Below are 12,240 nucleotides of genomic sequence, written 5' to 3' on the forward strand. Positions count from 1 at the left end.
AATATCGTTTTTTGAACCATCAAAAACATTGAGTAAAAAGACGATGCAACTGGTTTTTTCTTGTTATAATTTTCCAAAATAGTTGATTTTAACTAATTATTTCAAATAAAAGTAAACTTTAAATTAATTTGTATCTTCTTCTTCTTCCGAACGAGGAATTTCATAAAAACGAATTTCTATAATTTCGATACGTGCGCCCTGCATTTCTTTGACAAGAATTGTAAAATTATCGTCTTTGATTTGTGTTCCTGCTTCTGGCATCGTTCCCAACTTCTCTAAAATATATCCTCCTAGCGTATCATACTCACCTTCTGGAATATTCCAATTATGTTTTTCATTGAGTTCTTGAATATCATACCTTGCATGCAACAAAAAGTTTTTTTCATCAATTTGCTCAAAAAACAAACCTTCTTCGTCGTGTTCGTCTTCTATTTCACCCAAAATCTCTTCTACAATATCTTCAATCGTAACGATTCCTGCTGTTCCTCCAAACTCATCAGTTACCAATGCCATACTTTTACGAGTAGCAATAAAACGCATCATTAGCTCGTTAGTGTGCATTGTTTCGGGAACAAAGAAAATACTGTCTGTTACACTTTTTATTGTTTCGGGATTATCAAAAAGGCGCAAAGCATGGCTATAACCAATTACATTATCGATAGTATCTTTATAAATAATAATTTTGGAATGTCCAGTTTCTACAAAAAGTTGTTGTAATTTTTCAATATTCTCATCAGTCGAAATAGAAACTATATCAGTACGAGGAATCATACAATCTCTCACTTTTAGCGTTCTAAATTCTACGGCATTTTGAAATAAATCAGCATCTACATTTGATTTATCTCCCTGCAAACCACTTAGTTTTTGAATATAATGATTGAGGTCAGAAATCCCTAAAAGTGGAAGTTCTCGGTTTTCTTCTATCTTAAAAATTACCCTTGTTACCCATTTGGCAGACTTTATAATTACCCAAACAAAAGGATAAAAGATAAAATAAACTGCTCTCATAAAATGCACTAATACTTCAATAATCTTATTTGGGCTTGCAAGTGCAACACTTTTGGGTAAAAACTCAGCAACTGCCAAAACAAGCATTGTCGATAAAATTGTCTGACTTCCCAAAACTGCCGTTTCGATAAGCGCATCATTATTTATGAGTAAATCAGAGAATAATTTTTTCAGAGGAGGATCTAAAACCTGTGCCATAAAAATTCCATACAAAACCAATGAAATTGTATTTCCTGTAAGTGTGGTACAGATAAAATAATCTTCGAATTTGTAAAATCTATATAAGAGCTTTGCTGTTCTTCCCCCTTCATTTTGTTTTAAGGCAAGTTGCAGACGGTCTGCCGAAATAAAAGCAATTTCGATAGCCGAGAAAAAAGCCGAAAATAATAGTGATATAAATATGGGAATCCAAGGGTTCATTTCTTTAGTTATTAGTTATTAGCTATTAGTGATAAGTTGATTTTTAGTATATTTAATCATTTATAGTTATCACTAATCACTATTTTTAGTTTCTTTTTTTACGTTTCTTTTTGGGTGGTGTGAGATTAGAATTTTCTTTGTCTTTATACTGTTTTTGTTGCTTATTGCTAGTTTCTTTTTTTGAAGTCGCTTCAATCTCTGCTTTTTCTTTGTTTACATTTTTTGATTTTACCCAAGTATAAATTAAGAACAAGAGTACAGAAAGGCTCAAAATCCAATAGACTTCTTGTACTTCGTAATAATAAAGTTGGTGTACGCCAATCGCTAAAGAAGCAACACAAAAGGCTAATAAGATATTTTCAAGTAATTTCATGGATAAATTTATAAAATAAAAATTTTGGCAAAGGTAGTGTTAATTTTGCATTTTTTGTACTTCGAATAAATAGGCTATTTTTGGGGAGTAACTTCTTGAAACTGTGAATACGAACTCTCTTTTTTGTTTGTCATGTCTGTACTATCAGGTTTTTCGAAGCCTTTTGTTCTTTCCTTATAAATAAAACTCCCTGTTGGTTTCCAAACTTTGTACTTACTAAACTCTTCATTCGAAGTCATTCCAATTCCATAAAGTGTCTCGGTGGGTGTTTTGATGGCAATTTCTTTATCAGTATAAATTTCTCTCTTAAACTGATTCCAATGTAGTTCTGGTGTATTTACTTTTTGTTCTTGTTGATGATTAATAACTTCTACATTTCCGTAGGCATGATATAATTTGTTTATACGCTCAAAACGCCCCGAATCGGCTGTTAGTGTGGTTGTAATTTCGCCATTTGGATTATACATACTAATTCGAAAATTTTTGGGATAATATACATCTTCATTTTGATAGATATATTCCAAAGGAGCTTCAATTTTGATTTTGAGTAATCCTTCTTCACTATAAATCCTACGAATATTCTCAAAGGTAGCAATAAGTGTATTTTTTGCTTTTTCTTCTTCGCTCATTTGGTCTTCTCCACAGCTTTGAAAAACAATAGTCATCAAAACTACACTCAAAAATATAAAAAATGGATAGCGATGATAATAATGCAATGTATAGTTCATAATTTCATCTGTTCAATTCTATTGAAAATCATAATTTACAAAATTACGACTTTCTGCAAACAGTCTATACTCTTATCGTCTTAATTTTTGGCAAAATTGATTATTGTTTGATAAAATTCTATTGGAGTACTGATTATAACTACTCTACGCTACTATTTTTTATGCAAAAGAAAAGGGACGAGTAATCAACATTAGGAACAGAAATAAAAAAATAATTCCGATATACATTCCGATTACAGTAAAAATAATTGAAAAAGTTCTATTATAAGTATCATCTTCTCCTTTTGGGTTTCTTTTCATAAAACGTATAGATTTTATTGCAAGTACAAAAGCTGCTAATCCAAAAGGAATAGCCAGCAAAGCACCTAAAAAATAGACACTAGAAAGTCCAATTCCAAAAAGTGTGTAACCTACTATTCCTGATAAAGCTGAAAGCCAAGAAGCCCAATAAATAGGTTTTCTGTCTTTTTTGTTTCGTTTTTTATGTTTGTTTGATTTTTTAGCTTTTAAGGCATTTTTTAGTAATTGCCATTTAAGTTTTTGTGTTTGTCGTTTGAGTTGTCTTTTTTCTTTTTTTGCTGTTTTTTGCAGCCTCTTAATCTCTTTTTTAGAATTTGCTTTTTCTTTTATTATCGAAATGCTTATTGTATTTATATTCTCACTAGGAATAACTCCATAAGACAAATAAGAAAAAAAGAAAAATGAAAGTAAAAGAAAATAACGCATAATAGAAAAGTTTAGAAAATAAGATTATCAAATAAGAAGTCTTTTATAGAATTAACTTTCATTACCAAAACGATATTTCATTGCATTCTGCTGCAATTTTGTTTTTAATTTATTCTGGTTCTGTATCTCTATTATGGAAAGAATAGTTGATGTTTTGAAAAATAGAAAAAACAATTTACAAAAACTTCCTTATCTTAGCTATCACAAATTATTTTTGAAAAAACAGTTTTTGATAACTAATCAAAAATTCAAAATATACATTCTATGAAAGCAATTTTGGTAACTGGTGGAGCTGGTTTTATTGGTTCTAATTTTATTCCTTATTTTTTAGAAGCTCACAAAGACTACAAAGTCATTAATTTGGATTTGCTGACCTATGCAGGGAATTTGGATAATTTGAGTGAGGTTGAATCTAATCCTCGTTATGAGTTTGTAAAAGGAGATATTGTCAATCGTCAATTAGTAGAACATCTTTTTTCAAAACATGATATAAAAGGTGTGATTCATTTTGCTGCCGAATCGCACGTCGATAATTCTATTACCGACCCAGAGGCTTTTGTCAGAACGAATGTTCATGGAACGTTTACGCTTGTTGATGTAGCTCGTAAGTATTGGATGAATGCTCCTTTTTCTTATAAAAAAGGCTATGAAGATACTCGTTTCCTCCACGTTTCGACAGACGAAGTATATGGAACATTGGGAGAAACTGGCTTTTTTACAGAAACTACCCCTTATGCACCAAACAGCCCATACAGTGCATCAAAAGCAGGAAGTGATTTGATTATCAGAAGTTATTTTCATACGTATGGTTTTGATGTTGTGATTACAAATTGCTCAAATAATTTTGGCGAAAAGCAGCATCACGAAAAACTTATTCCTACTATTATCAGAAAAGCACTTTCAAATGAACCTATTCCAATTTATGGAAATGGACAAAATATTAGAGATTGGTTATATGTACTTGACCATTGTAAAGGAATTGATAAAGCATTTCAGAAAGGAAAAAAAGGAGAATCGTATAATATTGGCTCAAATAACGAATGGAATAATTTGAATTTAGCCAAAAAAATCTGTTCTCTTTTAGATACAATTAAGCCGAAAGAACAAGGGAAATATGAAGATTTACTGACTTTTGTAAAAGACCGTCCAGGGCATGATTTGCGTTATGCTATTGATTCTTCAAAAATAGAAAATGACCTAAATTGGAAAGCTGATACAGATTTTGATACGGCTCTTACCAAAACGATTAATTGGTATATTGATTTATATAATTCTGATAAATTTCAATCTGACTCAGACAAAGAAAAGGTAAAGACTCTAAAAACAAAGAAAGTAGAAGAAGTTAAATCAGAAGAAAAGCCAAAGCAGGAATCTAAAAAAGAAGAACCTGTCATAGAACTAAAAACTAGACCTGTTTCAGAACAAAAAACAGAAGCTAATCAACAAAATACGCAAGAAGTGAAACAAGAAAAACATGTCTATCAATCTACTTTTTCTACTACTGGTTATGATAAAATTTTTGATACTGCTAATCTGAATGAATCTTTAGAAGCTCTTGCAGAAGTAAAAGCTGCTGTTATTCGTACACGAAAAGATTACGAGTTTTATCAAGAAAAAGAAAAAGATGCAGAAAATAAAGCTAAAAGAATTATAGCAAAAGCGCAAGAAGGAAATTTGGATTGGAATGAAGCCAATAATCTAGCGATGGAACTTTTGAAAGAACAAGAACGCTCAAAACAAATGGCTGATGGCGCACTCAATCAACTTGCAGAACTAGGAAAACTACAAGACAAAATCGAAAAGCATTCTCAAACTGTAAAATCTATAAAAGAAAAACAGCGTGTAAAGATGCCTGATTCTTCAGCAACAATTTCTATGATAGAACGCATGAAAGCCAAAATTCAGAAAGATGAAATCTTGGGCGATTTGTATGAAGATTTTAGTAAGGATTCTGTAAAAAATGACCCTTTATTAAATGATAAAGTAAACAAAGCACTAGGAATTGACCCTGATAAAGATGCTTTGAATGCTCTTAAAAATAAATTAGGAATGGATAAGAAGTAAATCATATCTAGCTAAAAACCAATAGTTTAACTGCTTAATCAACTGCATTTTATTTTTAAATAAAATGCAGTTTTTTTATATTCAAATAAACTTTCTGTTTCCTTCTAACGTTACTGTTATATGTTATGCGTGCATACTACTTTTACTTTATTTCTAATTTCCTGTTGTTATGTCTGATCAATCTCCACCACAAGACCCAAAAAGTCCGAATAATAATCAAGACAAATCTAATTCAGATTTTGTACCTACACCTCCTAAAAGCATTACCAAAACAGTTTGGAAAGTCTTTAGAAAAGCCAAAAAAGTAACTGCCCAAGCCAATAGTATCATCAATGGTTCGGTTGGTGATAAGTTTCAAGAACATTCTATTCTGAAGCCTTTAGATATTAAAATGAATTTTTATCATCGCCAAAGTCCTATTAAATTACACAAAGAAAGTCTGAAAAAACGTTCGAATTATTCTTATAATGATAAACCTGTTTCGAATAAAATTTGTATTCTTATTCACGGACTTGTCTTTAATGAAACCTGCTGGCAATTCAAGGATAAAAGTGATTATGGAAAAAAATTAGAAGATGATTTTGGTTATACACCTTTTTATTTGCGCTATAATACAGGTTTACATATTTCTGATAATGGACAAGAATTAGCTATTCTTTTGGAAGAGTTATATCAAAATTATCCTACCAAAATTGAAGAGGTTTATTTTGTTTGTCATAGTATGGGTGGACTTTTGATGCATAGCGCAGCTTATTATGCTCAAGAAGAGGGTTTTGATTGGGTCAAGAAAACGAAGAAAGTATTTTTATTAGGAACACCTCATTTGGGTTCTTTCTTTGAGCGTTTTGCTAATGTTACGACTAATATTCTGCAGCGTGTACCCAACTGGCATACTCGTTTGGTAGGAAAAGTTATCAACCTTAGAAGTGCAGGAATAAAAGATTTGCGTTATGGATATTTGAGAGAAGAAGATTGGAAAAATAAAGATCCTGATACGCTTTTAGAAAATACTAAAAATCAAGTTCCAAAACTAGAAGGAGTAGAATATTTTATTATTTCGGGCAGGCTTACCAAAGAAGAAACACATTGGGTAAATATGTTTTTTGGAGATATTTTGGTCAGTAAAAAAAGTGCAAATGCTCATTTTATTGATACAGAAGAAATCAATTCAGAAAGTGATAATTCTATTCAGTTTGCAGCAACACATCACTTCAAACTCTTGACAATGAATGAAGTCTATGAAAAAATTAAGTTTTGGATAGAGAGAAAATAATAAAACTATTACAACAAAGTCTAATAAAATTGAAGGTTTAATTAGGCTTTTTATATTTATTAAAAATATTTTCTACTTTATTCTGACTAAAACAATTATTTTCGGAAGGAAATTCATTTTTTAGAAGCTTAAAAATAATAACTAACAAGACCGAAAATCAAAAAGTAGCTATTCTTTTAACAAAATCTATCTGATACTTCAAGGTATCTTGACAGTTTAAACTTCCACTTTCTAATTCTTTTCCTAGATATGTTTTATTTTGCTCAGTTACTTATGACTTGTAGTTTTAAAACTACTTGTTCGGTAGATTTATCTGAAGAAGAGAGTATGAAAAAGGAGGTTTTGAAGCTAGAAAATGTAGTTTATTACCTGCTCAAGAAGTATTACTAGATAAAAATATAAATCAATGGAAACATATAAAACACTTATAAGGATAGAATCTGAACAAATCATTGGAAAAAAAAGATAAATTAAGTTTGAAAAATAGAAGAGGAAAGACCACATGTGACTTAAATTATTTTAGAAAGTTGCTAGAATGAATTTCGTGAGTTTGCCCTAATCAAAATCATTTCTAGTTTTTTGCTTTGTTAGAATTTATTATCTTTAGAAATAGTTGAACCTTACTTTTCGATGCTTTAAAAAATATCCTATTTTATTCTAATTTTTATGCAATGCTTCTTTCTATTCCTTCAATTCTTAGTGATGTAGTTGTTATTCTGGCACTCGCTATTCCTGTTATTTTGCTTTTGTACCGAATGCGATTGCCTAGTATTGTAGGTTTTTTGGTAACAGGTGTAATAGCAGGTCCTTATGTTTTGAAACTGGTTACAAGCCAAGAACACATTGATATTTTAGCAGAAATTGGAGTTATTTTACTTCTTTTTACTATTGGAATGGAGTTTTCTCTTCCCAATCTTTTGCGTATCAGAAAAGCTGTTTTTTTAGCTGGCTCGCTTCAACTTGTTCTTACAACAGTAGTTTTTGGTGCAATTACATACTTTGGAACGTATGATTATTTACCGATTGCTATTTTTTATGGGTTTCTTTCTACCCTAAGTAGTACAGCGATTGTTTTGAAACTCTTGCAGATGCGAGGCGAAATGGGAAGTCCACATGGTCAGATTATCTTGGCTATTCTGATTTTTCAAGATATTGCTGTTGTTCCGATGATGCTCATGATGCCTATTTTGGCAGGGCAAGCTGATAATATTCTATTAGAAGTATCTTTAATGATTGCCAAAACGGCTGGTGTACTTATTTTTTTAGTTTTGATTTCGAAGTTTGTTTTGAAGCCTTTTCTCAATTTGGTTGTTATGACCAAAAGTAAGGAGCTTTTTATTTCTACGATTGTCGTGATTTGCTTTTCGGTGGCTTATCTTACTTCTTTGGCTGGTCTTTCTCTCGCCTTAGGAGCTTTTTTGGCTGGACTGGTCATGTCAGAATCAGATTATTCACATGATGCAACGGGTTATATTTTGCCTTTTAAAGAAATTTTTACAAGTATTTTCTTTATTTCCATTGGCATGTTGATGGATATTAATTTCTTATGGCAAAATCTTGGAGAAATAATTCTTCTTACTCTAATGAGTATGATTATTCAAGCCTTTTTAGCTTTTTGGGCTGCTAAATCATTGAAAGTAACAGCCAAAACAGCAATGCTAGTAGGGCTTTCTATTTGTCAGATAGGAGAGTTTGCATTTGTGCTTGCAAAGTCTGGAACAGAAATCGGATTGATGCCTATCGAACTGTATCAGTATTTTCTTTCTACTTCTGTTTTGACAATGGCATTTGCACCTATTTTGATAATGAACTCTAAGAAAATATCTCACTTCTTGATTTATAAATTACCTAAACCCAAAGTAGTTAGTAATTGGGCTGCAAAACGAGTAAAATTACCTGAGTTTTTACAAGAATTTAAAGATAAAAACTTAGAAGACCATATTATAATTATAGGTTTTGGCTACAATGGAAAAACGATTGCTAAGGCTGCAAAACTATCAAACATTCCGTTTATTGTCATTGAAACTGACCCACGAAGAGTAAAGAAAGATAGTTCGTATAGAAAAAATATTTTGTTTGGAGATGCCATGAATGAGGAAGTGCAGCACCAAGTTCGTTTTGAAAAGGCTCGTATAGTTGTGATTACAGTAACAGATATAGAAATTACAAAAGTTCTTACCCATAAAATAAAACAACTTAATAAAGAAGTGGGTATTTTGGTAAGAAATAAACGCTCTAAAGATATTCCAGCTATCGAAAAAGCTGGTGCAGACGTTATTGTAACTGATGAGTTAGAAACTAATTTGGAGCTATTTACACAAGCTTTGCAGTATTATTATTTACCACAACGAGAAGTTTATCATTTGATTTCAAAAATTAAAGAAGAATTGATTGATGAATAAACAGTGATTTAGGTGTAAATTATTAGTGATTAATCGAATTTCAAAAAACAAAAAAATAAAATGCTCAGAAAAAAAATAACTTTTTTATCAACTCTTTTTATACTTGGTGTAGGATTTACAAACCTATTTGTGCTTTCTTCCTGTGATTCGGGTTCAAAAGAATTTATTTCTCAATCTAATTCAGAAACAACTTATACGGATGAAGATCTAAATTATATCAAAGAACTCAATTCAAAGAGTTTGATAAAATTAACCAATGCAAAAGACAAAAACTCTCTTACGTCGAATACTTTTCCATCACAAGAACTAAAGGATTCTTTAGCTTTTGGGCAGCTTTTGTATGTTCCTGTTTATTCAGAAATTTATAGTATTGGACATCACCGAACTGAACGACTTTCTTCTACATTAAGTATCAGAAATGTCAATCCTGATGGAGAGTTTTATATTACTCGTTTGGAATATTACGATACAGAAGGAAATATTTTGAAAGAAATAAAAGCCTCTGAATTACCTATAAAAGTGAATAGCTTGGAAACTAAAAACCACGTCATTGCACTTTATGACGATAGAGGAGGCGTAGGAGCAAATTTTATTTTGGAATGGAGAAGCAGCAAACCGATTGTCTCGCCAATGGTAGAAACCATTATGATTAGTACAGAATCTAACTGGGGACTTTCTTTTACAGCTACTTCAAAAACTTTGAAAGAATATAGTAAGTAAAATACCCTAACTAATTGGTAAATGATTTATATGATGATTACAGGATAAATACCAATGCAAACAAGTTTGGTTAATTCCATACATTACACTTCTCTCTTTATAAAAAATTCAATTTCGTAATTGTATTATCTTGCATTTAATCTTATGAATCATAAAAATCACTCGCTAATCAGTCTTAGCATTTCTCATTATGAAAAAGCAAATCATCAAAAAAAATAAAATCCTTCAATTAGGAATAACTGGAGGAATAGGAACAGGAAAAAGTACAGTTTGTAAAATCTTCGAAACACTAGGAATAGCTGTTTACGATGCAGATACTCGTGCAAAAATGGTAATGGTAACTGATAATATCTTAAAAAGAGAACTCAAAAAAGCCTTTGGAGAAGAAGTTTATTTAAGCGAAAATGAAATTAATAGAGATTTTTTAGTAAAAACAGTTTTTTCAAATCAAACAGATAATTCGAAAGTAGAAATTCTCAATTCTATTGTGCATCCAGCCGTAGGAAGAGATTATGAGAGTTGGTACAATGAACATAAAGACAAAAGTCCGTATTTATTGAAAGAAGCAGCTCTAATGTTTGAGTCAGATTCGTATAAAGTTTTGGATGCTATTATTGTAGTTCATTCACCGTTGGAGGAGCGCATAAAACGAGTTTTACAAAGGGATTCCCACCGAACCGAAGAACAAGTAAAAGCTATTATTTCCAAACAACTTCCCGAAAGTGAAAAACTAAAGCGTGCCGATTTTGTGATTTATAATGATGCTTCTCATCCTTTGATTAAGCAGGTTTTGGAGCTTCATGAACAGTTTCAATCCTTATCATAGATATTATACTTTTTAGCTAGACTTTTCAGTTCCTTATTACTTTTCCATTTCTCTGTACCAATCATTGATTTTATTAAAAAAATTAGACCTTCTTCTACACTTTCTGCTTTGCCAGTAATCCACGCATTTTCCCAAGGACTTTTCTCTGAAGGTAGTTTGTAACTAAAGTAATATACATCTGAAGGTGGAGAAGCATTAATAGTGATAACTTCATCCAAATTTTTAGAGTCTTTAGCTTGAATACACATCTTATAGTGAGATGTAAAAACAGATAATTTCGTTTCAATAAAGTTTTTATTTACAAACTCTATCAATTTTAACATGACCTTTCCTGTCATTACAAAAGCCATCCCCACATCTTCCTTGGCATAAAATTCTTCAATGGTTTCACCAGCTTGGCGTTTACTTCTTATTATAGGCATTTGAGTTATTTTATTTTTCGTAATTCAACTTTTGGAGAGCGCAAAATAATTGTATTTCCTTCTTTGAAAGCTCTAAATTCTGCCAAACCTTCTTTGGGTTTATGAAAACTCATTTCGTTAGTAGCCTCAAAGTGAGAAAGCATATAGGAAAGTCGTTTGTTTTCTGAATAAGTATATCTTTTTTTTGTTCCCTCCGAAAAAATCTTGACTGTAATTATTTTATTATTGATGCTTCCTGTATATTCTCCCACCAGTTCTTGAAAAGGAATTGATTCAATTTTTGTTGAAGAAGTAGCTGTATTTTCTGCAAGTATTATTTCAGATTCTGAATTAGAATATGGTTTTGATGTAGATTTTTTACCCAAATTAAAAATAAATATTCCTCCTCCTATCAACAAAATAATTCCTAAAACTCCAATTATGACATATAAAGTCTTATTTTTAGAACCTTCTAAAACTGGATTTTCTGTTCTGTTATCAATTCTTCCTGTATTTCTGGGTGTTCTTTCTTCTGGTCTATCAAACATTACTCTTCTTCTTTCTTAAATTGTATTTTGGCTTTTTGTTCTATTTTCCAATATTGTCCTTCTTTGATTAGCTTTCCTTTTTCTACTGTTTCGACAGCATTGTCTTCAAAAGATGGAGAACCAATGACTTCAAAGGCAAAAACAAAACCAGATAGAGAACGATAAAAAGAGTTGAAAAAATTTGTCTTCATTTCCTTATACGTTTCTAAAGTTGCTTCGGTACTAGAAATCTGATTAATGACAAAAATACTATTACTGACAGCTTTATCTCTGCCTTGTTTTAAAAGTTTTTGGTCGTCTTGCTCTTCAATATCTCTTATTGAAAGATACGTTTTGATTGGAAATGTAACTATCTGAATAGTTTTTTTCTCTTGTACTGGCTGTGATAGATTCGGTTTAGATATGTTTTGAGTTTGTGGACTTGCTGTATTTTTTACTTGATTAGTTTGTACTTGTTGATTGATAATAGCTTGATTTTTTCTAATCGGCACAGGTTGTTGATTTACTGGTGGTGTATATTCTTTGGGTTCTATTTTCTGTCCTGTAATTCTATACATCAAATTCAGAATAGCTCCTTCGTACTTTATTCCATTATCAAGTGTTTTATAATAGTTATTTGCTCTCTGTATTTTTTCTTCTGCACTTATTTTTTGTCCTAAAGTAGTTTGTAGTTCGTACATCGCTACACCCAGTTTACGAAGGCGTAATTGTTCTTTAAATTTTGCGATTTCGTTATCGTCCATGAGATTTA

Annotated in this window: 12 protein-coding genes; 5 read left to right on the forward strand and 7 right to left on the reverse strand. The window is 31.1% G+C overall.

The window, feature by feature from the left end:
- Positions 1-123: 123 nt before the first annotated feature.
- The 4 genes from ACE193_RS12255 to ACE193_RS12270 form a co-directional block, all read right to left on the reverse strand.
- Positions 124-1,428, reverse strand: coding sequence for a hemolysin family protein (locus ACE193_RS12255; RefSeq protein ID WP_375563279.1), 1,305 nt, complete (start codon positions 1,426-1,428; stop codon positions 124-126).
- Positions 1,429-1,513: 85 nt separating this feature from the next.
- On the reverse strand, positions 1,514-1,801 hold the full coding sequence (locus tag ACE193_RS12260; RefSeq protein WP_375563280.1) for a hypothetical protein: 288 nt from the start codon (positions 1,799-1,801) through the stop codon (positions 1,514-1,516).
- A 74-nt stretch (positions 1,802-1,875) separates the two neighbouring features.
- Positions 1,876-2,529, reverse strand: a complete 654-nt coding sequence (gene lptC / locus ACE193_RS12265) for an LPS export ABC transporter periplasmic protein LptC (protein WP_375563281.1) — start codon at positions 2,527-2,529, stop codon at positions 1,876-1,878.
- Between the two features lie 159 nt (positions 2,530-2,688).
- Positions 2,689-3,255, reverse strand: a complete 567-nt coding sequence (locus tag ACE193_RS12270; protein WP_375563282.1) for a hypothetical protein — start codon at positions 3,253-3,255, stop codon at positions 2,689-2,691.
- A gap of 264 nt (positions 3,256-3,519) precedes the next feature.
- Between ACE193_RS12270 and rfbB the strand changes: the two genes are divergently transcribed.
- From rfbB to coaE, 5 genes are all read left to right on the forward strand, one after another.
- Positions 3,520-5,319: a dTDP-glucose 4,6-dehydratase gene (gene rfbB / locus ACE193_RS12275; protein ID WP_375563283.1), complete on the forward strand. Its 1,800-nt coding sequence runs from the start codon at positions 3,520-3,522 to the stop codon at positions 5,317-5,319.
- A gap of 169 nt (positions 5,320-5,488) precedes the next feature.
- On the forward strand, positions 5,489-6,592 hold the full coding sequence (locus tag ACE193_RS12280; protein ID WP_375563284.1) for a lipase family alpha/beta hydrolase: 1,104 nt from the start codon (positions 5,489-5,491) through the stop codon (positions 6,590-6,592).
- Between the two features lie 671 nt (positions 6,593-7,263).
- The gene (locus ACE193_RS12285; RefSeq protein ID WP_375563285.1) at positions 7,264-8,994 is read left to right on the forward strand and encodes a cation:proton antiporter; all 1,731 of its coding nucleotides are present in this window, start codon (positions 7,264-7,266) and stop codon (positions 8,992-8,994) included.
- Positions 8,995-9,054: 60 nt separating this feature from the next.
- Positions 9,055-9,714: a DUF3124 domain-containing protein gene (locus ACE193_RS12290; RefSeq protein ID WP_375563286.1), complete on the forward strand. Its 660-nt coding sequence runs from the start codon at positions 9,055-9,057 to the stop codon at positions 9,712-9,714.
- A gap of 190 nt (positions 9,715-9,904) precedes the next feature.
- The gene (coaE, locus tag ACE193_RS12295; RefSeq protein WP_375563287.1) at positions 9,905-10,540 is read left to right on the forward strand and encodes a dephospho-CoA kinase; all 636 of its coding nucleotides are present in this window, start codon (positions 9,905-9,907) and stop codon (positions 10,538-10,540) included.
- Here coaE and ACE193_RS12300 read toward each other — a convergent pair.
- From ACE193_RS12300 to ACE193_RS12310, 3 genes are read right to left on the reverse strand one after another with little or no spacing between them, the layout of a single operon-like run.
- Positions 10,525-10,962 carry a hypothetical protein gene (locus ACE193_RS12300; RefSeq protein WP_375563288.1) on the reverse strand — a complete coding sequence of 146 codons (438 nt, stop codon included), beginning with the start codon at positions 10,960-10,962 and terminating at the stop codon, positions 10,525-10,527. The two genes, coaE and ACE193_RS12300, sit on opposite strands and share 16 nt — an antisense overlap.
- 5 nt (positions 10,963-10,967) lie before the next feature.
- The gene (locus tag ACE193_RS12305; protein ID WP_375563289.1) at positions 10,968-11,489 is read right to left on the reverse strand and encodes a hypothetical protein; all 522 of its coding nucleotides are present in this window, start codon (positions 11,487-11,489) and stop codon (positions 10,968-10,970) included.
- Positions 11,489-12,232, reverse strand: a complete 744-nt coding sequence (locus ACE193_RS12310; RefSeq protein WP_375563290.1) for a hypothetical protein — start codon at positions 12,230-12,232, stop codon at positions 11,489-11,491. Before ACE193_RS12310 ends, ACE193_RS12305 begins: the two co-directional genes overlap by 1 nt.
- Between the last annotated feature and the right edge of the window lie 8 nt (positions 12,233-12,240).

It is taken from the genome of Bernardetia aquimarina (assembly GCF_042180575.1).
Taxonomy (GTDB): Bacteria; Bacteroidota; Bacteroidia; order Cytophagales; family Bernardetiaceae; genus Bernardetia.

What these genes read in the sequence shown, in the direction of transcription:
- ACE193_RS12270 (WP_375563282.1), bottom strand. Translation starts at nt 3,255, where the DNA reads ATGCGTTATTTTCTTTTACTTTCATTTTTCTTTTTTTCTTATTTGTCT.
- ACE193_RS12300 (WP_375563288.1), bottom strand. Translation starts at nt 10,962, where the DNA reads ATGCCTATAATAAGAAGTAAACGCCAAGCTGGTGAAACCATTGAAGAA.
- ACE193_RS12260 (WP_375563280.1), bottom strand. Translation starts at nt 1,801, where the DNA reads ATGAAATTACTTGAAAATATCTTATTAGCCTTTTGTGTTGCTTCTTTA.
- ACE193_RS12305 (WP_375563289.1), bottom strand. Translation starts at nt 11,489, where the DNA reads ATGTTTGATAGACCAGAAGAAAGAACACCCAGAAATACAGGAAGAATT.
- rfbB (WP_375563283.1), top strand. Translation starts at nt 3,520, where the DNA reads ATGAAAGCAATTTTGGTAACTGGTGGAGCTGGTTTTATTGGTTCTAAT.
- ACE193_RS12280 (WP_375563284.1), top strand. Translation starts at nt 5,489, where the DNA reads ATGTCTGATCAATCTCCACCACAAGACCCAAAAAGTCCGAATAATAAT.
- ACE193_RS12285 (WP_375563285.1), top strand. Translation starts at nt 7,264, where the DNA reads ATGCTTCTTTCTATTCCTTCAATTCTTAGTGATGTAGTTGTTATTCTG.
- ACE193_RS12310 (WP_375563290.1), bottom strand. Translation starts at nt 12,232, where the DNA reads ATGGACGATAACGAAATCGCAAAATTTAAAGAACAATTACGCCTTCGT.
- coaE (WP_375563287.1), top strand. Translation starts at nt 9,905, where the DNA reads ATGAAAAAGCAAATCATCAAAAAAAATAAAATCCTTCAATTAGGAATA.
- lptC (WP_375563281.1), bottom strand. Translation starts at nt 2,529, where the DNA reads ATGAACTATACATTGCATTATTATCATCGCTATCCATTTTTTATATTT.
- ACE193_RS12290 (WP_375563286.1), top strand. Translation starts at nt 9,055, where the DNA reads ATGCTCAGAAAAAAAATAACTTTTTTATCAACTCTTTTTATACTTGGT.
- ACE193_RS12255 (WP_375563279.1), bottom strand. Translation starts at nt 1,428, where the DNA reads ATGAACCCTTGGATTCCCATATTTATATCACTATTATTTTCGGCTTTT.